This is a genomic window from uncultured Aquimarina sp. (genome assembly GCF_947500065.1).
Lineage (GTDB): Bacteria > Bacteroidota > Bacteroidia > Flavobacteriales > Flavobacteriaceae > Aquimarina.
Genome location: NZ_CANMQT010000001.1, coordinates 63,141 through 86,450, shown reverse-complemented (window position 1 = coordinate 86,450; position 23,310 = coordinate 63,141). Strand labels below are relative to the sequence as shown.

Genomic DNA, 23,310 nt, shown 5'->3' with positions numbered 1-23,310 from the left:
ACCATACGTTTGCCAAAAATCCTGAGAAAAAAGAAGAAGTATTTTTTGAAAGGGAGCTTTCATAATGATTGGTTAAAACGACAAAAATTAGGAATTAAATACTTTATGAAATGAAGCAAGAATTAGGTATAACTAGAAAGCAAAACTTTGATTTCAATACTCCAAAAAAGAAGCCGAAAATTGCCTACTTCATATTGATCCACCATTTTCCTGAGCAGTTCAAGCGATTGTTCAAGGCTATTTACCATCTAGAAAACCACTATCTAATCCACATAGATAAAAAAACAGATATCAATATTAAAAAGGATATTAAAGTTTTTTTAGAGAATTATTCCAACGTTTATGCCTTAAAAAGTGAAAATGTAATATGGGATGGATACAGCATGGTACAGTCTCAACTTAATGGAATGAAATATCTATTAAACCGTTGTCTAAAATGGGATTTTTTTATTAATCTAAGCGATCAGGATTTTCCTTTGAAATCTCAAGATTTTATCCTAGGTTTTTTGAACAAGAATAAAGGGAAGAATTTTATAAAAATAGGCAATCAAGTTAGAGTAGGTTCAGATACGCTGAACCATGTTGAAAATTACTCCCAAGGGATCGATATTGGCTTTTCCGGTATACCTTATAGAAAATCTTTCATGAAAAATGTGACTTGGTATGTTGGCGGACAATGGGCAATTTTGACTAGAACATGCTGTGAATTTATCTATCACAGCCCCGAAGTGAAAAAAATTGAAAATTTCTACCACAAGCTGCTAATAGCTGAAGAATCATTTTTTCAAACTGTACTAATGAATACTTCCTTCAAAGAAACAATCATTAATGATAACAAAAGAGTTGTTATCTATATAGCTGATGGAGATACGAAATTTAAACCAAAAACTTTGACAGACTCAGATATTGATCTTTTAATTGAAGGTGACAACTTGTTTGTGGGGAAATTTGACGAAAGAATAGATGAATCTATATTGAATATTTTGGAAAAAGCTTTAGACACAGATCAAATAAAAAATAATTCAAATCTTATTAATTTTAACCTTATTTCAACGTTTAATATTGATACGAAAAAAAGTGCTCTATTAGATCCGGAAGCAATCATAAATTCACCTACTCAACTACCAAAACAAATACTTAACGGGAACAAATAAATAGTAAAATGACTAAAACGAATATTACGAGAAGTTGGAGAGAACAAAAGGTTATGCTAAAACGGAGATTTTCTGTTCTATCTGATATATATTTTGATTTTAAAGACGAACAAAAAGAAACGATGTTTGATAATCTTGAAATTAAACTTGAGAAAACCGAGCAGAGATGGAATTGTTTTTTATTGAACTCCAAACCTATTGAACGATAATTAAGAAAAAAATTATGTATAAAATCAAAATACAATTGCTTTCTGATAAGGTATTGGTAAAAGCTTACGTAGTAGAAGAAAAATGAAAGTGAGGTATTATTCAACCAGTTATTATAGAACATATATAAATAAGATAAACAAATATATTTCGGAACAGAGATAAGGAATGATTGGCTACCTTAGCTGATGCAGTAAATGTTACTTTTGGAGTTCTAAGGATGCTTGGTGAATTCTAAAGAGTTGTACGTTCTATTATCAAAGATGATGTAGCAGTAAGTAGAGTAAAAAGATTCTTCGAATTTTAATGGAGACATTACAGGGAATCCTTATATGTTGTTTTTAAATTCAAGACATAATGAGAAAAGAAAGCGTATTTGCTTCCAATTTATTTTAGTCTTTTTTAATTAAAGTACTACATAAGTCGTACATCTGGAAAAATTATTGAATCGTACAATAAGAATATTTTTATAAAATACAATATGTCTAAAGATAAAAGAACACTTTATCTGGATAATTAAGAGCTGCTGACTGTACAAACGATTCTTCTAAAATGCCATAGTTAGCGTATTCCATATTATTTTCTACTGCCCAATTAATATTACCAAAATCAAAATGCCAATATTCTTTATGGTCACATACAAAATCTTCATCCTCAAAAAGTTTTATCAGAAGTTTGCGATTTTTCTTTGCTTCTTCACTAATGTCAGGATGTTTGGGGTAACATTTTTCATTTAAATCGATATATAATCCATCGTTGGTTCCAAAATCCAGTACACATTTCTTTCGTAAATCATAAATCAAAGCATCAACTGCACCTCCTGTTGAATGGGTAGATAGTCCTTTAGAGGCTATAAAGTTTGATACAATCTTATCTATTTCTTGTACTGTTTTTTTAGGATATTTCTTTTTCAAAAAACTAGTTTTTTGATCCCATAGTTTTTGCTGATGCTCGAATGATCTCCAAGCTGATCTAATAATTAGTTTTTTGCCCTGATTATCCAGAAGTTTACTGATTCGACCTATTTTTTCAAAGACCTCTTTTCTAACCAAATAGCGGTAGTTTTTTTGAATGGATTTTTCAAATATTAAATTAAAATCTGAATCCTGAAGACTTATCAATGGAGTGTGATCCTCCTGGACAGGTATAATGGCTGTTTTCTTTTTGTGCAACCTGTCTTTTTCTTCTACTATGGCACAATACTCTTTCGCGCTTAAAGGGGAAATGATATTTTTAAAAATATAGGATGAATTCATGGCAGTAACTAATGCTCCATATTTTAATGTAAATGATACATTGCTCCCAACTTTTAAGCTTTCTTTTTTGGCATTGATTACAATATGATCGCCACCTGCTCCTAGGATTTCAATATCTAATTTTGGAGTCAATCCAGTCACCATTACATCCTGTACGCCCATTGCCAAGATAGCTCGTCGTATCATGCCTTGATCTTTGAATTTTGGCTTGTTACCAAAAGCATCTAAGCCTATCTCTCCATCTGGTACAGATGATTTATTTTTTAATTCTATAACTTCAGCCACTAACATAAAAGCGTCTTGATGAAGTTTTGGAATAGGTTTTCCTGTTAATGGTTCATATCCTAAAAATATAGATTCACCTAATCTTAAATTATTTATCCTACCAACATCTTTTGTTGTACGAAACCAATTATAATTAGCTGAGTTTCCTCCTGAGATCATAGTTAATTTTATATCAAACTTTTTCTCAATACTAGTAGCAATAGAAGACAGTAATTCCATCTTTTTTTCTGTAGGTGTAACTCCAGAAAAACAAGCAAGATTTGTACCTATTCCTGTAAGTTCAACCCCTTTAAGACGTAATACTTTTTCAATAGTATTTTCGAGTTGAGATGGCATTATTCCTTCGCGTAAATCTCCTAATTCTACCATGAGTATGATTTTATGTACCCTATCATGCAGGATAGCAAATTCTGAAAGTTTTTTTATAACAGATAACTCCGAATTTAAACTCATATCCGTATCTAATACTACCGATTCTGATTGGCTTATCATTGGAGTCCTAATCAATAAAAAAATAGCTTTCACCCCAGCATCGCGCATTTTCTTTATATTAGATATTCTAGAGTCAGCAAGAATTTTAATTCCATTTTTCACTAAAATATTTGCTATTTGTGGATGGGCACAAACTCCTTTAGTAACAGCAATTACATCTACTTTTTTTGATCTAAATAGTGAACTTAAGACCTTTGTATTATGAGCGATTTTGCTAAGATTAATATCTATTCTTGGGGTTGACATAGTAATGATTTGACACGGATTAAATCAGGGAATACTTCATAAAGTTTTTCTATCAGTTTACTACAGTCATTTTTTAACACATCAGTGACAGGTAATTGATATTTTTCTTCATAAGTTTTTATTGTACTTTCAACTTCTTGGTCATTCATTTCTTCATGATTGATTGTAATTGCAATTACTTTGGATCCAGAGAAGACTTCTAACATTTTTATTTCACTTTCAAGTGTTGGCATTGAAATTTTAGGAAAATCACATCTGGTACGTCTTTTTGGTGGATGCTGAAGGATAATAGCTTTAGGCATAGCACCTCTTATGATTGCACTTGAAGATATAAACGCTGGGTGACCAAGCGCTCCCTGCCCCTCTACTACAATAACATCAGGCTTTTCTTTGAGTGCTTCCAGAATAGCATTTTCAACTTCCCCAGTAGCAAAACCAGAACTTAGTACATCTATCGCAATGCCGTATTTTGACCCTTGGAGTATTCCGGTCTGACCTGTAGTTATAAAGATGGCATTTAGACCTTCTTTTTTTAAGGCTTCTACCAACTTAATTGCTGTGGTTCGCTTACCAACTGCGCAATCTGTACCAGATACTTTTACTATAGGAGTTTTAACATCTCTTATTTGTCCGGTAAAATGGTGAAGATTTTCTTTTGAAGGTGGTTTTCTCACATCAAAAATGGATACATTGTATTTTTTTGCAAGATTTATACAAGTTTCATCATCCGAAAGAAACTCCGGAAGCCCGTTGACAATATGCATTCCAGTTTTAATGGCAGTGTGAATAACTTTTTTCTCATCTTTACTAAGTAATGGTTCTAAAGGAGCAATTCCATAGATGAAATATTCAGGAATATTGTCTAATAGTTCAATCGCTTGATTTAAATTCTGGAATATTGGTATATGATTTTTAACTCCATCCAAATATTCACCAGTATCAAGACCAGACTTCGTGCTATCAATAACACCAACAATCTTATACTTATTAGAATGCCTGACAAGACCATTTGCCACTTTACCGTCAAGTTTGCCAAATTCATTTTCGCAATAAACTATTGCTGATGTTTTCATTTATTATTTTTTAACAGTTGTATGTAATTTTTCAATACCCCTTTCCGTTGATAATAAACACATTATTATAACTTATTTTATATGTAAGTGATGTAAGATTGTATAAATTGATTTCAGAAATGACTTAACTTCCTACTAGAGCTCTTTTATGCAAACCTAATTCCCATCTATCGGGATCATTTTGAAATCCACAGTAGTAAATCCCATCGATATATCGTCTTACTATCAAAGAAATATTAGGGTTAATTTTAGTAAATACCGTATCACCTACTTCATATTTTAAAATTCTATTTTTATTTGGTTTCATTATTAATTTTTGAAGAGGTTTATTTTTTCATTTCTTTTAATCCCCAGAAATTTAGTTCACAAGTAAAAAACCTCTGAGGATACAAAGAATCAGCAAGAAAAATGACGATGTTAAAGTATCTTTTCGAATGGCTTTTAAGAGTTCGATTACTAAAGTGTCATTTTTTTCATTAAAAACGATCTTATTATATTGATTTGCGTATTGTTTTAATGTTTTCTTGCAAAAAAATGTTCGTTTTTCAAATTTTATACAACTGTATTTAAGAAAGGCAGAATTTTTAATTTCTGCCTTTTTATTACCTGAAATGTTTTGTAGTATCTCTCAAATACTCCGCATTCATTATCATATTGGTAATTCTAAATCTTTCAGGCCTGAAATAATTGCGTTTAAGTATAAAACTTAATTATGATGTCTGTTACAAAGATCTCTATTATTAGCTGATATTTGGTTATACAAAAGAAATTGAATGTTACATAAATCATAGGTTTTTGAAATTTTTGAAGAAAGAAAGTTGTAATAAACATGTCATTCTTTTTTAAATGATTAATAAATTTAAAGTACTGACATAGTGCATTTTATTAGTGTTTTTAAAAGATTTGTTTTGCTATGTTAAAGATGTAATGAACGTTTTTACTGAACTTCTTCTTTTTTAGGAAAATTCGATTAGATCTATCTCATTAATTATTTGGAAAACTCAAAAAAACATATTTAATATACTGGTAATTAACAATAAGAATTTAGAGCTCTTAATTTAGGTTTTACAATAAAATGACTATTTAAATAAATTTCTGCAATATGTATTATGAAAATATTTTGAAAGTACAAATGGTACTTTAAGTATAATTTGGAAAATGATAAGTTGATCTGATCAAAAAATCATTATTTTAACCGTGCCAAAAGGAGTTCAAATGTAATATTATGGAAATCAAAAAATCAAGAAATACTGAAAAACAAAACCTGGTAAAAGATATTTTATCTAAAGCAGAACATACCTTGGCTGCAGAGGATATTATGGAGGCAATGCCTATAAAAGTAAACAAAACAACTATATACAGGATTTTAGATCGTTTTGCAGAGAAAGGAGAAGTTCATTTTATAACAGGCAAAAATGGAAAAGCATATTATGCACTATGTGATGGCTGTGGAACCTCTCATAAAATTCATAATCATATTCATTTTGAATGTCAAGTTTGTGAAGAGGTAACTTGTCAACCCAATACACTACATATCCCAAATTTAGAGGGCTTTACTATTCAAGAGACCCAGTTCCTGGTAATCGGTATCTGCAATAAGTGTAAATAAAGTGAAACCACCCACTCTCCAGCTGATGGTTTCGTAACTACACGTCCCAACTTAAAAAAGACGATGTCTTTTATCTTACAGCTATAGGATAGTTTTCTCCTCTATTACTGACAGTACCAGATGTTCTAGGTCCATTTCCTCTGGCGTGCATAATTCCTGCAACGTGAGGTGATGCCATGGAAGTCCCGCTTAATGTAGCATAACCTCCATTCAAGTATGTGCTTCTTACACTACTGCCTGTAGCGATTACATCGACAGGATTCATATTATAATTTGAGAACGATGAAAACCCCTGACTACAAGTCATGGAAGCTACCGTATAAATATTAGTTCCATTAACACAAGCTGGCTGATAATTCGCCGAGTTAGCACTACTATTTCCTGCTGCAATTGCAACTCTTGTTCCTGCGTTTGCTAAAGCCAATAATGCACTTCTGTAAGAAGAATTATTTGCACACCCAGATCCAAAAAAACCTCCCAAACTTAAATTAGCTACATCTCCGGCTAAATCATAAGTACCAACGTGGTTTATTCCTGATAATATTGTTGCAGTACTACTACTACCATTACATCCAAAAACTCTTACAGGTACTACACTTGCACCTGCAGAAACACCTACGACACCGATACTATTATTAATCGCTGCAGCTGTTCCAGCTACGTGGGTTCCATGTCCGTTACAATCATTAGGAGATCCTCCTACAAAAGATCTTGCATAAGTAGTATTGGTAACTACAGTTAGATCTGGATGATCTAAATCGATACCACTATCAATTACCCAAATCCATTCGTCTTTACCTGCACCATTAGCAGCTCCTCCAGCTCTTGTGATACCGCAAGGAGTTTGTTGCGCCATTTTTTGTGACACTTCTCCGGTAATAACCTCTTCTACTTCAAACTTTGGCAATTCCACAACCCGATTATACTCGATTGCAGCTATATTAGGATCTTTAGATAATTTTTGAAATTCATTATCTCCGAGTTTAATAGCCACCCCAGAAATTTTGGTAGTATAATAATCCAGTACTTTAGACTGATCCAAATTATTTTCTGATAAAATTGTATTCATTCTTTTAATTGATACCTCAGAAATGTCTCGAACTGATTTTGCTTTTTCTTCTCTACTTGTAAAAGATTGTTTTTCTAAAACCTTCGATGCCGGTGCAATTTTAGAATCTTTAAATACTACAATGTACTCACCAGGAATTATTTTTCCTTCAGTACTGGTAGGTTCTACAATCGTTTCTAATGCTCCATTAGAGAGATTTTCGTTTTGACAAGAAGTCATTACTAATGCTGAAAGCAGTGTGCCTAAAGCTAGTTTACTTAAATTTTTCATATTGAGTTAAAATTTGTGTTAGAGCCCAAATGTATACATTCAAATGAAAAAATCATTATGGCAAAACCACAGGCTAAGTTGCTGAAAAACAAAAATTAAGAAGGAATTTACGTTGTAGTAAAATATGTTATTGCAATTTTGTTGCTTTAGTAAAAACAACGTATTACTAGGTGTTTAATCAGAAAAATCTTTCAACGCAAATTTGTAAGAAATTTCCATAATTTAAAGATTAAATTATTAACAAATATTAACTTTAATTAACTATTGTTTAACAAAACATGCAATTGTGATGTGGTAATCGCAATAGACTTTACCTACACAAGTAATTTATTTAATCCTAAACCTTATGAGGGTTTTTTGTTAAAGCAACAATGTTGCATTTATTAAAATAGTACTATATTTGTCATGATTAAAAAACTTATTTCATTGAGGCTACCAAATTTTAAAACAGCAGAAAGTATATGATTTTCAATAAACTAGAATCCAGCAACTGTCTGTTTATGATTTGCCCAACGGACAATATAGAAAGTATTTTACGACAAAGTTGTAGTAGTAAAGCGTTTTTTTATACGGCCCTTGGAGCTAATTTCAGGTGGGATATTGATACTCAGCAAAGTCTTATTAGCTTAATTGAGAATCAAAAAATTACTCAAGTTATTTTTATAACAAAATACTCGAATCTTTTCTATAGAGAAGTCCTTGAACCCGAAATTGAACCTTTTTTTAATGTTAATGAAACATTGTTACAAATGGATAAAACATTACCAGATTATTTCCTAAACCAAAGCCATCCAATTTTAAGAACAATGCTTTTTGCATCTCGCCATTTGCAAAGACAACAAAAGCATATACTAGAAAGTTCTATACTAGGAAAAGCCCTAAAACATAATATGATTATCACACAAAGCTTTGTATATCATCCCAATAATCAAATTTTTTATTCCCCAAGAATAATAGAAAAAAAAGTGCTGTTATATGGTAAATTATCTCCTAACTAGAAACCGCTATCATCATCTCTTATCCTAAAAAAAATATTCGAATTAATTAAATGATGTCCAGCAAACTATTTTAGATCTACATATAAAAAAACTAGCTGTCGTATATACTCCTGAAGAAACATCGGCAGAAATACATAGAAAATACTAGATAAATTGACTAAGCGAATACCCAGTAAATAATCAAAATACTTTAACTATGAAATTCTATAAGATATTACTTCTTGGATGTTTATTGCTTTTTTCAATATCATTTAGTAGTCCACATCCAATTAAATTAACATCATCATTAATTGAGATCAATCCAAAAACAAATATCCTACACATGGAGTGTAGGGTCTTTATTGATGATTTTACATTTAGCATGAATGATACATTCACTAATAATTTTACTGCATCGAACTTATCAAAAGAAAATAAAAAAGGGATAGAAGACTATTTTGAAAGATATTATAAAATATACATTAACGATAAATTGTACCCACTTACATATAAATCTTCGGAAGTTTTTGAAAAACAAAATGTACTCTCTATTAAATTCTCTAAAGAGATTCCGGTTATTAAAAAGGGAGATCAAATTTGTATTGAAAACACCCTCTTTTTTGAAGATTTTGGTTTTCTCCAGTCTAATATGATTACGGTACGAGTACCTCCTTTTATAACTGAAAATTACTTCGAAATAACAGCATTAGACAAACCTATCCCCATTAATTTATAATACGTTTCCCCTATGGATAATTTAAATTCTTTTTTTATTAATGGATGGAATCATATAGTAGATATAAATGCGTATGATCATCTATTATTTGTGATGACACTATGTGCAGCTTTTCGATTAACCCAATGGAAACAGATATTAGTAATCATTACGGCATTTACTATAGGACATAGCGGAACTCTGATACTAAGCGCATTGGATATAATCCCCGCCAACTCTAAACTTATTGATATGCTAATCCCTTTTACCATAATGATAACTGCATTAACAAATATTATCAATTATAATAAACAAGGTAAATTTTCGGATACCAAAGTAAAATATGTCATCGCATTAGTTTTTGGTTTAATCCACGGACTAGCCTTTGCCAGCAATTTCAAGTTTATGTTATTTAGTGATAGTATTATTATGCCTTTGTTAGTATTTAATATTGGTATTGAGATTGGGCAATTATTTATAGTACTGTTATTTATGGTATCCCTATGGGTGTATACTCGGTTTATTAAAGGAGAGCACTTAAAATGGAATTTATTTATTTCGGGAGCAGGTTTTGGGATTGCTGTAACCATTTTATTAAACGCTGTCAACGGTGGACAATAGAAAGAGCAAATTTTATTTGAGTACTTTTAAGTCAGAAACGGTATCACTTGTCTTCGATAAAATTTTCTACCGAAAATCGCTCAGATTGACGTAACTTTTCTTATAAGGAACTCACATTAAATGTATGATCTTAATAATAAAAATAATGTTTTGAGAATTTTAAATAATAAGAGAGCTGCCTTCCGAAGTTTTGGTTTTTTCGCTATCAAAATAGAAATCTATTCTTCCTAAATATAAACCATAACAACCAACCTGATTTACAAGTACATCTTTGTCTTTCCTGTTTTTTACTACTGTTGGTTCTTTAAGGAAGGTATGTGTATGTCCTCCGATGATAAGATCAATGTTTTCTGTAGCTTTGGCAAGACTCAAATCGCTTACTTTATTTTGTTCATTTTTGTAATCATATCCTAAATGAGATAAGCATATGACCAAATCACATTTTTCCTCATTTTTTAATACAGTACTCATATCCTGAGCAATTTCTATAGGATTAAGATATTTAGTTTCTTTATATAGATCTTTCATTACTAACCCTTCCAGTGCTATTCCTAAGCCAAATATTCCTATCTTGATATTATCTTTTATTATTATTTCATAAGGTTTAACAAACGTATCCATTACCGTATTAGAAAAATCATAATTGGCAGAAACAAATTTAAATCCTGCATAAGGCATTTGCGCGTGTAATCCTTCAATACCATTATCAAAATCATGATTGCCTATAGTTGCGACATCATATTTAAGCATACTCATCAACTTGAATTCTAGTTCTCCTCCATAAAAATTAAAATAAGGAGTTCCTTGAAAGATGTCACCTGCATCTAACAGTAAGGTATTTGGGTTCTCTTTTCTGATACTTTCAATAATGGTTGCTCTTCGTGCAACGCCTCCCTTATTTGAATTTCTACCTTCTTCAGGACCAAATGGATCTATATGACTATGTACATCATTTGTATGTAAAATCGTTATTTTTTTTGCTTGGCTAGCAGAAAAAGATGATAAACTAACTCCGCCAATAGTCATCAAACCTGCAGTTAAAGCCGTATGTTTTACAAATTCTCTTCGTTTCATTTTTGTATTTGTTAATTAACTTGTAAAAATCTATCATCTATTATTGGTGTGATCGTATCTACCTTTTTAAAATAGTCGATCATTGCATTTCGAATTTTGTAATTTAACTTATGTGCTTTCTCAGCATGCTCAAAAAAATACATCTCATCACCTCCGTAATATAAATAGTCATTAGTAGCTACAAAATAAACTTCTTCCTCTTCAATTTCCTTTTTATTGATCAACGCTTTGACAATATTAAAATCTTCATCAACGGTTAATTTTAATCCCGAAATAGGATGTGCTTTTCGAGATTTTTGTAAATACTCAATCAGTTTTTTAATATGGGTACCTTTCATTTCTACGACTATAATGCTATTCTCAAATGGCATCACCTGATAGGCCGTACGTGCTGTAATATTACCTTTTGGGATTGGTGCTCGTATTCCGCCGTGGTTTAATAGTACCATATCAATTGTATTTTTAGTCTTTGATATAAAAAAAGGATTGGCTTGTTCTAAAACAATGTCAGCCATTAAGTTACCTATAGCAGTATTCAAGATTCCATCTCTTTTGGAATATGTTTCTGGTGCATAAGCCAAAACACTATCTAAAGTCTTATTTACATGTACTCTGTATGGTTTAATAAAAGCCTCTATATCTAAATTATCAGGAGTAGTATCGTTGATTCCAATTCTTACTCCTTCTACTTGTACAAGGTGCTTTTTTTTCTGGCAAGATGAGAGTATTATTATAAATACAAGTAAAAAGAAACTTTTATAAATTATGTTTTTTAGAAGGTAATTATGATTTGCTATTTTATCCATGTATTCTAAAACTTGATGAATTCTTTTTCTAACAACTAAGGTATAATTTTAACTCGGATTATGCATTAAAACTTCGTAGTGAAGGTTGAAAATGCAATAAAACCTAACATTTTATAAGTTTTTGCATAGCATCGCTCTGGTTAAACTTGAAATGTTGCGAAGCTAAGGATTTGAAGCAGTTTCAGGCTGTAATACCTGCCCGCCTCAATATCACGAATAGGCAGGTGGGGATTTTTTAATGCATAATCCGGGTTTAATTCAAATTATTGTGCCAATTTCACTGTTGCTTTTTTTAGTATATAATTACAGTGATCTACATCATCTAAATTAGAGGTAGGTTCATCTGCTAATATGACCTTTGGTTTGTGTATTACCCCAAGAGCAATCGAAAGTCGCTGCCGCTGGCCTTCGCTGAATTCATGAACTTTCTTATCCCTAAATTGGTATAATAAAGTGGTTTTTCCAACACCTGAAGGACCTATAATTAGCGCATTTTGTTCAAATGATAAATCTAGGTCAGGAAAACAAAAAGTATGAGTTTTTGTATTCTGATATGCAAACCTTAGCGATGTCGTTCGGATCATAAAATCATTTTGTCAAAAATAAATAAATTTATTAACGCAACAAAGTTGCATTTGCTAAATATATACTATCTTTGCCCCCATTAAATTATACACACTTTTATTTTGAACATTTTACACATACGTAGTAACTCGGATACATTAGGTATTATAGCCAGTAGTTTATGCTTAGTACACTGCTTAGCAACTCCTTTTTTATTTTTAGCTCATACGGGATTGATAATTTCTGAAGGAACACATCCTTTTTGGTGGAAATCTTTAGATTTTATTTTTTTAGGATTATCTTTTATAGCCGTATATAGAACTACACAGACCACTTCTAATCAAAAACTAAAGTATATTTTTTGGATATGTTGGTCTCTTCTATTCGCAATTGTGATTAATGAAAAACTTGATCTTGTATCATTAGCTGAAGAGTTTATATATGTTATTGCTATTTTTTTAGCTAGTCTACATTTTTACAATCAAAAGTATTGTAGATGTGACAATGAAAAATGCTGTACAAATTAATTTATCATGAGCACTATAAATGAAAATGAAATAGAATCCATTGGAGATGCACATATTTCTAATTCGACAGAAACGCCTTTACGAGTGGATGCTTTTGATACATCTGATGATGATAAGATTCAAAATATACAATATCATTTTTCGGAAATTATGAAGGAGCTAGGACTTGATCTGACAGATGATAGTCTTTCAGGAACTCCTTATAGAGTGGCTAAAATGTATGTAAAGGAACTCTTTTATGGTTTAGATCCTAAAAATCGTCCAAAAACTTCCATTTTTGAGAATAAATATCAATACGAGAAGATGTTAGTGGAGCAAAATATAACAATTGATTCTTCTTGTGAGCATCATTTCTTACCAATTGTAGGTACTGCACATGTAGGGTATATTCCTAAAGGAAAAGTAATTGGACTATCTAAGATCAATAGGCTAGTAGATTATTATGCACATCGTCCTCAGGTACAAGAGAGACTTTGTTTACAGATTCTAAAAGATTTGCAACAAACCTTGGGAACCGAAGATGTTATTGTAGTAATACAGGCTAAGCACCTTTGTGTTTCTTCAAGAGGAATTAAAGATAAAAGCAGTTTCACTACTACAATAGAATATAGAGGAAAGTTCGTTGAGTCCGATACTAGAAAAGAATTCTTAGAGATTGTGAATAAACCTTTTGATGGAGCTTAATTGTTGTAAGTCAGTAAGTAAACAAAAATAATGAGATCAAAACTAACAATACTTCTACTCTTAACTTTTTTAAAGTGTTTTCTTTCTTATTCTCAGAATGGAAAAATTATAGAAAAAGAAAGGTTAATTTTAAGTGATTCCACAATTGCCAAAATTCATAAGGCGGATTCAACAATGATTAAGACTCTTAAAGAAATTGAGTTTTTTAGAATCACCTATCTGTCAGATTCCCTTAAGATTAAAGGTTTTATAGCCAAGCCGATTCGAGCAGGTAGTTTTCCTTGTATTATTTCAAATCGAGGAGGAACTGGAGATTTTGGACAATGGAATGAAACTGGGGTAGGCTTCTTTTTGGGAAAACTTGCTAGCTGGGGATACATTGTAGTGGCTAGTCAATATAGAGGAAATAGTGGTAGCGAAGGAAAAGAGGAAGTAGGAGGAAAGGACTTAAATGATGTTTTAAATCTTGTGCCTACTTTAGATGAAATTGATAATGCTGATACATCAAGAATAGGTATAGAAGGAGCAAGTAGAGGAGGTATGATGACATATCTTGCGCTCAAAGAGACGTGTCAATTCAAAGCTGCGGTTGTCCTTGCAGGAGCTGCCAATGCTTTTAAAGCACTTGAAAACCGACCGGAATTTGAAAAACACGTATACGAGAAATTTATCCCAAATTATCGTAAGAATAAAGAAAAAGAGCTTACAGCTCGATCGGCAGTGTTTTGGGCGGATAAAATGTGTAAAACTACTCCGCTTTTAATAATGCATGGTAGTTCTGATTGGCGTGTTCAAGCTTCAGAATCACTAGAATTAGTAAGCAAGTTATATGAATATAAGCATCCTGTACGTTATATTTTATTTGAAGGAGCAGATCACGGAATAAGAGAGTTCAGGAAAGAGTTTTTTGCCCAAACCAAAAGCTTTTTTGATTTTTATGTAAAGGACCTTAATGATTTGCCAAATATGGAATTACACGGAAGATAATCGATTTGTATTTAGGAAAATCTGTAACTAACTTAATAATAAAAGCAGTCGTACAATTTTTTAAATGTGGCTTCGGTTTAACTGAATAATATTTGTTCATTTTCTGCTTTATTTTTCTTAAACCACAGAGCATTTATTGTAATTACAAAAAATATGGAAGCTATCATTACGATTGTTGGTTTTTTGGGAGCTGGAAAAACAACACTTTTAAGGCACTTAATGACAAGCTATATCAATATTGGTTGGAACCCTTTCATTGTTCTGAATGATTATGAAAATGCAAATCTTGATGTCCTTCAGCTTACCGATAAGATTGACCCAAAGTGGATCAGAGCTCTTACTGGTAATTGTATTTGCTGTAGTGGTATCAATGAACTAAGAAATCACGTAAATCGAATTCCTGAACGCGCTAATGGGATCACTCTAATTGAGGCTAATGGTACTTCTGATGCATGTTCCCTGATGGAGTTCCTTGGCGTTGGACTCAACGATAGGTTTTTACCGCCCATCCAAGTATCTGTTGTAGACATTAAAAATTGGCAAAAACGAGAAGAGTATAACGAATTGGAATCAAATCAGGTTCAGGTGTCTTCATTGATTATTCTCACACATGTTGCAAAAATGGCTAAGAGTAGAAAAGCTATCGTTATAAGAGAATTAAGATTACTCAACCCTTTTGCAAAAATTTTGACAATGGATGAAATTGATATTAAGCTTCTTCCTGAACTTTTGCCATCTAAAAACACAGCTCAAAAACTTGATCACCAAAAAGCACATTGGTCCTCTTGTTCTACTGATCTGCCAAGATTACTTGACTTAGATTGTATTTATGATATTTGTCATGCATTGCCAAAAAAACTACTAAGAGTAAAAGGTTGTACGAAAATCGGGGATGAAAAAAGGTATACCTATTTTGAACGCAATCCAGATGGTAGCGTATTCGTTCGACCATTTAATGGGGTGCCAATTACCGGTTCAAAACTTCTAACTATTGGACCAGGAAGTGAGGTTTTATTACTTGAAAAAGCAATCGAAACAAGCCTTATTGCTGGAAATTCACGATTACAGTTGAAAACTGATGATAACGAAAACCTTAGTCAATTCTAGGGAAAATATTCTTCATAGCTATCGTACTAGAGTCTTTCTCACATTTGTCACGCAATATTTGCGCTGATTTTATCCATTAACACAATATTAATGCAATTAAGTTGCAAAAATAAATATTATAACTAATTTTGCAACTTTGTTGCATTAGTAAATACTTTTTTACAGTATAAATTATATGCTTTTTGGTCAATTGGAATCTTATTGGAGTATAAACGAAGGTAAACTCTCAATTTTTTAAAAAAAACATCATATGCTTAAAGCCATAAACCTTACCAAGACATACGGTAAGCACTCAGCACTTAGTCAATTGAATTTATCCGTTGATAAAGGAGAAATATTTTGTTTACTAGGTCAGAATGGTGCTGGTAAAACTACGACCATTAATCTGTTTCTGGGCTTGATTGAGTCTACAAGTGGTGAAGCTCAAATTAATGGTATTACCGTTAAACCAAATAATAATAAAACTGCCCAAATGATTGCTTATATTCCAGAAGTGGTCCAATTATATGGCAACCTATCTGGTCTTGAAAACCTCAATTTCTTCAGTAGGCTAGCTGGGTTCAAATACACAAACACTGAGTTATCTAACTTTTTATCAAAAGCGGGTCTTCAAGAAACTGCTCATCAAAACAAGCTATCTTCTTATTCCAAAGGGATGCGACAAAAAGTTGGTATTGCCATCGCACTCTCTAAAAATGCGGATTACATTTTTATGGATGAACCCATTTCTGGCCTTGATCCCAAAGCAACATTAGAATTTACTAAAATATGCAAAGAACTTAGCAATGAAGGGAAAGCTATTTTCATGGCAACTCATGACATCTTTAATGCGGTAAATGTAGGTACCAAAATTGGTATTATGAAGGAAGGTCAATTAGTTCATACATCAAGCACAGATGCTATCAATGCAACCCAATTACAAGAGTTATACTTAAAAACTATCTAAACGTACAACAAATCAATTAACACAATGAAACTTTTTAAATTAGTACCCAAACTTTTATTTCTGTTATTTAGTTACGCGACTTTTGCGCAAGTACAGGTAACAGGAACCATCGTCGACACTCAAAATATTCCTATTGTGGGAGCTTCAATTTCGTTAAAAAACAAAGCTAACACTTTTGGGAAACTTACAGATAACTCAGGACAATTTGAAATAGATGCTCCTTCTGGAACTTATACTATCGAAATACGTTATTTAGGTTTTCAACCTTATAAAAACACCGTAGAAACTGGAAATAGTGCTACCTATGACTTAGAAACTATTCAGTTAGAAGAAGGCACGGAGCAGCTTCAAAGCGTGGAAATCGTTGGTCGTCCTAGAACGGATTACAATAGTGATTATTCTTTTTCATCTACCAAAATAGCGATTAAGAATAAAGAGCTGCCTCAAGCAGTTTCTACAATCACAAAAGAACTAATTAATGATCGCCAAGCATTTCAGATAGCAGATGCTATAAAAACCGCTAGTAGTGTTACACACACGGGATTCTATAATCATTTTAACATTCGTGGTATCATTCAGGCAGAAGATGGTCAGCTTATTAATGGTATGAGAACTCGTCAATATTATTTTCTACAACCCATCACATCTCATATAGAAAGAGCAGAAGTTATTAAAGGTCCGTCTTCAGTAACTTTTTCAAGCGTCGACCCAGGTGGATCCGTTAATTTAGTAACTAAAAAGCCTTTAAAAGAAAAAAGAAATGAAGTAAGTGCCACAGTTGGAAGTTTTGGAACGTTGAGAGCAACTGCAGATTTTACAGGACCATTAAATGATTCAGGAACTTTACTATACCGTTTTAATACTGCTGTCCAAGAAGCTAGATCTTTCCGAGACTTGGTAGAAAACAATCAATTTTTAATAGCACCTTCTATCACTTTCTTACCTAATAATACTACCGCTCTTAATGTAGAAATGATATATAGTAATGGAGTAGGGAATCTTGATCGAGGTCAACCGCTTTTTGGAGCTATCAATGGTCAGTTTGATCTAAATAGTACGGATATTACTACCAATGTGGCTGCTGCGAATGACTTTTATGCTTCAAAAGAGTTTATGGTGATTAGTAATTTTAGTAAACAGATTACTGATGACATAGGATTTAATGCTTCCTATATGAAACAAACTTGGAAAGAAGATCTTGCGGAGCACCGTGTGGCAGGTTCTGCTGCTGTGGACATAGATGGGAATGCCATTCCAACACTTGCTGAACTACGTTATACGGAGAGACAGCAGTTTTGGATAACGGATAACTATACCGCATATATCAATTTTGATCTTGAAAATGACACTTTTACCAATAAACTTTTGGTTGGATATGATGGTAGCAGATGGGAAAGAACTGTCGGTGGAGCTTCTAATGGTGCTCGTCGTTACAGAAGATTAAATGGTACAGCAACTTCGTTCGATCCTGCAGAAGCGGATCAATTTGAAACTATAGAAATTGATGGTATAACTGCTCCAAGGCCTAATATTACTCATTTCGATCTTGCCAATCCTAATAATACTGCAAGAGAAACGTCTGGTTATATCACCTCAGAATTTGCAATTCCGGCAAATCTTACTACTTCAAATGGTATTTATATTCAAAACCAATTTAAGATAGGTAAATTTTCTGCTCTTCTTAATCTTCGTTATGATTGGTATGAAGATATATTCAATTACGAATCAAATAATGAACAATCATATAAGAATGAAGCTTTTATACCTAGAATTGGGTTAACGTATGAAGCTACAGATGCAATTAGTGTTTATGCTTCTTATGTAGAAGGGTTTCAGCCACAATCTAACACTGTGACACTTTCACCTGCTACAGAAACTTTTTTCTGGGCAGATTCTCCTGCTAGTTTTGACCCTTTAGAAAGTAATAACATAGAATTTGGTAGTAAAGGAGAGTTTTTAGGTGGAAAATTAACTGTGAATGCTGCTGTGTATCAAATAACTCAAAAAAATCTATTACAGCAGGATCCGAATGATGAATCCGTATTAACTGAACGAGGAGAACAACGCAGTAGAGGTTTTGAAATAGATGTAAATGGTTATGTATTACCTAACCTTCAACTAAGTGCTTCGTACGCCTTTATCGATGCCGAAATTATAGAAGATGATGATCCGACATTAATTGGTGAACGTATTGGAGGAGCGCCTGAGCATAGTGCTAATTTTTGGGGGAGATATGATTTTATGAGCGGAACTCTAAAAAATATTGGAGTAGGTTTAGGTATGGAATATCGTGGAGATCGTTTGTCCTGGTATGGAGATCGTATAGTATTGCCATCGTATACTGTATTTGATGCAGCATTGTATTATCGCCCAACAGGAATCGATATGCAGATTGCTTTAAAACTTAATAATTTATTTGATGAAACGTATTGGAATGGTGCATTAAATGCAACCAGAGTATTTCCGGGAGCTCCCAGAAATGTATTGCTAACTACAACTTATAAATTCTAAAAAGATGCAATGGGCAAATATTCGATTATTCGCAGTTCACTTTTGGCGTAATGCGACAACACCCAAAAGTTTTTATCTATTATTTTTAATTTTTATACTGTTAACGGCCTATTCGGCTGTTAGCGGTATAAAAAATCATAGTACTCAAAATAATATTCGACAAGAACATCAGGTTAAGGCACGGCAAAGTTGGGAAGCAAACCCCGATAAGCATCCGCATAGAATGGCTCATTTTGGGACATTTGCATTTCGAACACACCCTACTTTGGGGGTATTTGACTATGGATTAGAAAGTTATACGGGGAATACGGTTTTTTTAGAAGCACATCGACAAAATAGCGTTAATTTTTCTGAAGCTACATTTTCTACAGGCATGCTACGATTTGGTGAATTGAGTTTAGCATTATTACTTCAACTGGTATTGCCTTTAATTCTATTTTTCACAGGTTTTTCTAGCGTTGCTGGAGATAAACAAAATGGAACTTTAAAAATACTTTTATCTCAAGGTGCTACTTGGAAAGAAATATTATTTGGAAAATCTATTGGGCTTTTTGCAATTTCGTTACTGTTTTTTATACCCATTCTTTTGGTGGTAATTATTACATTTTTGCTATTTGAAAATCCAGAAGTAAATGACTTTAGATGGTTGCGTTTATTCATAATTGGTATAAGTTATTTGGTATTCCTTTTTATTATATCTTCTATTACTGTTGTTGTATCAGCGAGCAGTAATGCACCAAAAAATGCTTTATTACGATTGTTAGGAATTTGGCTTTTGTTAGTAATCCTATTACCAAAATCTGCACAAGCTATGGGAAGTTACTGGTTTCCTATTCCTAGTAAATTGGCCTTTCAATCTGCTATCGAAAAAGATGTGATCCAAAAAGGTGACAGTCATAATCCTAATGATCCACATTATAACCACTTAAGAGATTCTGTATTAACAGTTCATAATGTAAGTAATGTAACTGATTTACCTTTTAACTATTCGGGTTTTGTAATGCGTGAAGGTGAGAAAATAACGGCTTCTTTGTATAGAGAGCATCAAACCAAGTTGTTAGCTATTTATAAAAACCAAAATGATGTAACTCAGTTTTCCTCATTTTTCAATCCTTTTACCGCAATAAAATTAATATCAATGACGATGTCTGGTACCGATTTTTCATCTTATATCGATTTTCAGGATAAAGCAGATGGTTATCGATATCAATTAGCGCAAACCATGAATGAACTACAAATGGAATATATCAGTCCGAAAAAAGAAAGTGGTTCTGAAGGGAAAGCTCACGTGGTTGGGCATGAACATTGGGAAGATTTTCAGGATTTTAGACACGAACCCATGGCATTTGCTAATTCTATGAAAGAAGCTTTTCCTGCATTACTGTCTATCTTGTTTTGGACAATAGGTACTATAGGTTTATTACTATTTATTTCAAAAAGAGCAAAAGCAATATGATGTTATATAAATTATTTTTACAACAATGTATTCGATCCAAAGAAGTATGGGTAAGCTTAGTATTAATAACACTGCTAGGCGTAGTAGGAATCGTTATTGGTAATAAACATTTGGAAAGACAACAAGATGCAATTGCTGAAGTAAAAACGTATCAAGAGCAACATTTTGACCGGCAAGTATCACTGCATAATGATGATTTAGGATTATTATTATATTATGCGAATTTCGCCTATATCAATAACTTAAACCCACTAGCTGGATTATCAATAGGTCAGTCAGATGTACATCCTACGGTAAAAAGAATTACAATTAAAACCTTTGAAGCTCAAAAGTATAATACCGATTTGGTAAACCCAATGAACCTACAGTCCGGTAATCTCGACCTTTCTTTTGTGATCATTTATCTCTTTCCATTATTGGTAATTGTATTGACTTTTAATGCAGTTTCTGAAGAAACAGAAACAGGCACCTGGAGACTGGTAGCTATTCAATCGAAATCCAAACTTGGATTTATTATCTCCAAACTTTTGGTCCGATTGATACTATTATATGCAATATTGATTTTTCTTTTTTTCATTGCAAAACTAATCTTGAACTTATCTCTGGATATTCATTTTTTTTGGATGTTCGGGTTATCCATGCTTTACATACTTTTCTGGTTTACAGTGAGCTTTTTTATCATAAGTTTTAAAAAATCTTCTGGTTTTAATGCGTTACTACTTTTATCTGTTTGGTTGGTGTTAATTATTCTTTTACCGGCTGGAATCAATGCGTATGTTACCTCAAAATATCCTGTGCCAGAAGCTTTGAGCACTGCGATAGCGCAAAGAGATGGCTATCATGTTAAATGGGATACTGACAAGCGAGCTACTATTGAGAAGTTTTATCAACATTATCCACAATTTAAGAAGTATGAATATCCTACTGATGGATTCAACTGGTTATGGTATTACGCTATGCAACAGATGGGAGATGACGATTCCAAAAAAGAGCGAGATGCTTTCAATAAGAAGATTAAATTACGAGAAAACAAGAGTAGCCACATTGCATCTGTAATCCCCAATATGCATCTGCAATTAGCTTTTAATCAATTGGCAGGAACTAGTATGAGTCAACAAATGGAATATCTGAATGCCACCGATGCATTTCATGAAAAATTGAGGTTATTTTTTTATCCGAAAATATTTGAAGGTCAACATGCTGATACCATAGATTGGAATGAATTCGTACCAGAATATTATAAGACAAATACAACCTTAAAGCCAATAAAAGCTATTGTACCACTTATTATAGCATCGATTATTATGATAATAATTTCGATACCAATGACAAAACGATTATAGTATTAAATTAAGATATATATACATAATAGTTTCATCTTATTAATATGGGAGTGCTGATTATATATAGCATCATTCCACTTTATTGAATAATGTAAATCATAAACCAAAAGAGGCTGTCATTTAAGACAACCTCTTCTCGGAAACAACATGATGAAAAGCATCACATACAAAAACTATAATGGGCGAATTATAGTTTTCTGGTGCAATATTTTGAAAACTACTATATAGTAGATAAGCCTTTTAGTCTCTTATCTATTTTGTGTTTTTTTAGTGTGATTCGCTTCATAATATCCATTAGAGACGGATCTTTAGTTTTTTTGTAAATTTCATTAATAGTTAAGACTAATGATTTCGCCTCTCTGGAAGCAGAAATTCGATCACTGGTACTCATATTACTCATACTTCTTTTTTCAAACTCAAATGCTTTTTTTATTAATTCCATAATACCATTTTTTATATCTATATATCATTTTTAAGTTTAATTATCTGAATCGATCAATAGTGGTGTTTTTCCATCTGTAATGATTATTTTACTATTAGGAGACTCAGATAGTTTATTAAAGGCTTCTATGCTTCGTATTTTGATGATTTCTTGCGTCAACCCTTCAGACAATATTTTCTGAGCATCTCGTTCACCTTCAGCGTTTATAACTTTTCTTTCTGCTTCTAATTTTGCTTGCTGTATCACAAACTCCATTCTCATCGCATCTTGTTCAGCTTGCAATTTTCGTTCTATAGAATTTGCTAGCCCATTTGGTAATTGTATACGTTTCATTAAAACGGCAATAAGCTCGATTCCATCAGCTTGTTTTCTGAGATTTTCTTCCATTTTGATTTTGATTTCATCTTCTATTTTCGCTCGCATACCAGAATGCATATCCTTAGCGAAAAATTGAGCACATACATCAGAAGAAGCTGACCGGAATACGCTAGTAATTATTGATTCATATCCCTGACCTAAATTTTCTAATACCGAGGGTATTTTATTTTGCTCTAAACGATATAAAATAGAGATCTCAGAATTTACACTAAGCCCTTCTTTACTGGGCAAACTCAGAATAAGTTTTATATTATTTGTTTGTGTTGATTCTTTGATGATTTTACTAACCAATGGATTGTAAACTATGGTGCCTTGAGTGGATACCTTATCCGAAAATTTACCTAATGTCTGTTTCACACCAGCTTCACCAGGACGTATGACTGCACAATTAGAGCATAATCCCAATACCCCAATTAAAAGGAAAAATTTAGTTTTCATGGAAATTAATTTTTAGTTATTATACATTGTTTAATCTTATAATTTTTTGGTATTAGTTAGTCTCAATTTTTGA

The 23,310-nt window shown here is 32.4% G+C and carries 22 protein-coding genes; 13 read left to right on the top strand and 9 right to left on the bottom strand.

The window, feature by feature from the left end:
* The first annotated feature begins 110 nt into the window (after window positions 1–110).
* The gene (locus Q0975_RS00455) at window positions 111–1,154 is read left to right on the top strand and encodes a beta-1,6-N-acetylglucosaminyltransferase (protein WP_299431495.1); all 1,044 of its coding nucleotides are present in this window, start codon (window positions 111–113) and stop codon (window positions 1,152–1,154) included.
* Between the two features lie 692 nt (window positions 1,155–1,846).
* On the opposite strand, the gene Q0975_RS00450 is transcribed toward Q0975_RS00455, so the two are convergent.
* The 3 genes from Q0975_RS00450 to Q0975_RS00440 form a co-directional block, all read right to left on the bottom strand.
* A complete protein-coding gene (locus Q0975_RS00450; protein WP_299431492.1) occupies window positions 1,847–3,640 on the bottom strand; it encodes an alanine racemase in 1,794 nt (597 codons plus the stop codon).
* A complete protein-coding gene (locus Q0975_RS00445; RefSeq protein WP_299431489.1) occupies window positions 3,622–4,713 on the bottom strand; it encodes a DUF1611 domain-containing protein in 1,092 nt (363 codons plus the stop codon). The genes Q0975_RS00450 and Q0975_RS00445 overlap by 19 nt, the downstream gene beginning before the upstream one ends.
* 124 nt (window positions 4,714–4,837) lie before the next feature.
* Window positions 4,838–5,020, bottom strand: coding sequence for a hypothetical protein (locus tag Q0975_RS00440; protein ID WP_299431486.1), 183 nt, complete (start codon window positions 5,018–5,020; stop codon window positions 4,838–4,840).
* Window positions 5,021–5,938: 918 nt separating this feature from the next.
* Between Q0975_RS00440 and Q0975_RS00435 the strand changes: the two genes are divergently transcribed.
* A complete protein-coding gene (locus Q0975_RS00435) occupies window positions 5,939–6,322 on the top strand; it encodes a transcriptional repressor (RefSeq protein ID WP_299431483.1) in 384 nt (127 codons plus the stop codon).
* Window positions 6,323–6,392: 70 nt separating this feature from the next.
* On the opposite strand, the gene Q0975_RS00430 is transcribed toward Q0975_RS00435, so the two are convergent.
* A complete protein-coding gene (locus tag Q0975_RS00430; RefSeq protein WP_299431480.1) occupies window positions 6,393–7,661 on the bottom strand; it encodes a S8 family serine peptidase in 1,269 nt (422 codons plus the stop codon).
* A gap of 461 nt (window positions 7,662–8,122) precedes the next feature.
* Here Q0975_RS00430 and Q0975_RS00425 point away from each other — a divergent pair, with 461 nt between their 5' ends.
* The 3 genes from Q0975_RS00425 (at window position 8,123) to Q0975_RS00415 (ending at window position 9,974) form a co-directional block, all read left to right on the top strand.
* A complete protein-coding gene (locus tag Q0975_RS00425; RefSeq protein ID WP_299431477.1) occupies window positions 8,123–8,659 on the top strand; it encodes a hypothetical protein in 537 nt (178 codons plus the stop codon).
* 196 nt (window positions 8,660–8,855) lie between these two features.
* Entirely contained in the window at window positions 8,856–9,374 is a 519-nt protein-coding gene (locus tag Q0975_RS00420; protein ID WP_299431474.1) for a DUF6702 family protein, read from the top strand.
* A gap of 12 nt (window positions 9,375–9,386) precedes the next feature.
* Window positions 9,387–9,974 carry a HupE/UreJ family protein gene (locus tag Q0975_RS00415; RefSeq protein WP_299431471.1) on the top strand — a complete coding sequence of 196 codons (588 nt, stop codon included), beginning with the start codon at window positions 9,387–9,389 and terminating at the stop codon, window positions 9,972–9,974.
* A gap of 159 nt (window positions 9,975–10,133) precedes the next feature.
* Here Q0975_RS00415 and Q0975_RS00410 read toward each other — a convergent pair whose 3' ends face one another.
* From Q0975_RS00410 to Q0975_RS00400, 3 genes are all read right to left on the bottom strand, one after another.
* A complete protein-coding gene (locus Q0975_RS00410) occupies window positions 10,134–11,048 on the bottom strand; it encodes a bifunctional UDP-sugar hydrolase/5'-nucleotidase (RefSeq protein ID WP_299431468.1) in 915 nt (304 codons plus the stop codon).
* A gap of 11 nt (window positions 11,049–11,059) precedes the next feature.
* The gene (locus tag Q0975_RS00405) at window positions 11,060–11,854 is read right to left on the bottom strand and encodes a 5'-nucleotidase (protein ID WP_299431465.1); all 795 of its coding nucleotides are present in this window, start codon (window positions 11,852–11,854) and stop codon (window positions 11,060–11,062) included.
* Window positions 11,855–12,117: 263 nt separating this feature from the next.
* Window positions 12,118–12,438 (bottom strand): ABC transporter ATP-binding protein, encoded by a 321-nt coding sequence (locus Q0975_RS00400; RefSeq protein ID WP_299431461.1) that lies wholly within the window; start codon window positions 12,436–12,438, stop codon window positions 12,118–12,120.
* 102 nt (window positions 12,439–12,540) lie between these two features.
* Here Q0975_RS00400 and Q0975_RS00395 point away from each other — a divergent pair, with 102 nt between their 5' ends.
* From Q0975_RS00395 to Q0975_RS00360, 8 genes are all read left to right on the top strand, one after another.
* Window positions 12,541–12,945, top strand: coding sequence for a MerC domain-containing protein (locus Q0975_RS00395; protein WP_299431458.1), 405 nt, complete (start codon window positions 12,541–12,543; stop codon window positions 12,943–12,945).
* Window positions 12,946–12,960: 15 nt separating this feature from the next.
* Window positions 12,961–13,629, top strand: coding sequence for a GTP cyclohydrolase I FolE (gene folE, locus Q0975_RS00390; protein ID WP_299434199.1), 669 nt, complete (start codon window positions 12,961–12,963; stop codon window positions 13,627–13,629).
* A gap of 30 nt (window positions 13,630–13,659) precedes the next feature.
* Window positions 13,660–14,616, top strand: coding sequence for a prolyl oligopeptidase family serine peptidase (locus tag Q0975_RS00385; RefSeq protein WP_299431455.1), 957 nt, complete (start codon window positions 13,660–13,662; stop codon window positions 14,614–14,616).
* 153 nt (window positions 14,617–14,769) lie between these two features.
* Window positions 14,770–15,723 (top strand): GTP-binding protein, encoded by a 954-nt coding sequence (locus tag Q0975_RS00380; protein WP_299431453.1) that lies wholly within the window; start codon window positions 14,770–14,772, stop codon window positions 15,721–15,723.
* A 250-nt stretch (window positions 15,724–15,973) separates the two neighbouring features.
* Window positions 15,974–16,669 carry an ABC transporter ATP-binding protein gene (locus Q0975_RS00375; RefSeq protein WP_299431450.1) on the top strand — a complete coding sequence of 232 codons (696 nt, stop codon included), beginning with the start codon at window positions 15,974–15,976 and terminating at the stop codon, window positions 16,667–16,669.
* 24 nt (window positions 16,670–16,693) lie between these two features.
* Entirely contained in the window at window positions 16,694–19,180 is a 2,487-nt protein-coding gene (locus Q0975_RS00370) for a TonB-dependent receptor (protein WP_299431447.1), read from the top strand.
* Window positions 19,181–19,184: 4 nt separating this feature from the next.
* The gene (locus tag Q0975_RS00365) at window positions 19,185–20,636 is read left to right on the top strand and encodes a DUF3526 domain-containing protein (protein WP_299431444.1); all 1,452 of its coding nucleotides are present in this window, start codon (window positions 19,185–19,187) and stop codon (window positions 20,634–20,636) included.
* Window positions 20,633–21,979: a DUF3526 domain-containing protein gene (locus Q0975_RS00360; protein ID WP_299431440.1), complete on the top strand. Its 1,347-nt coding sequence runs from the start codon at window positions 20,633–20,635 to the stop codon at window positions 21,977–21,979. The genes Q0975_RS00365 and Q0975_RS00360 overlap by 4 nt, the downstream gene beginning before the upstream one ends.
* A 220-nt stretch (window positions 21,980–22,199) precedes the next feature.
* On the opposite strand, the gene Q0975_RS00355 is transcribed toward Q0975_RS00360, so the two are convergent.
* Entirely contained in the window at window positions 22,200–22,421 is a 222-nt protein-coding gene (locus tag Q0975_RS00355) for a hypothetical protein (protein ID WP_299431437.1), read from the bottom strand.
* Window positions 22,422–22,457: 36 nt separating this feature from the next.
* Complete coding sequence (locus tag Q0975_RS00350; protein ID WP_299431434.1) at window positions 22,458–23,237, bottom strand: prohibitin family protein; 780 nt, start codon at window positions 23,235–23,237, stop codon at window positions 22,458–22,460.
* Window positions 23,238–23,310: the final 73 nt, after the last annotated feature.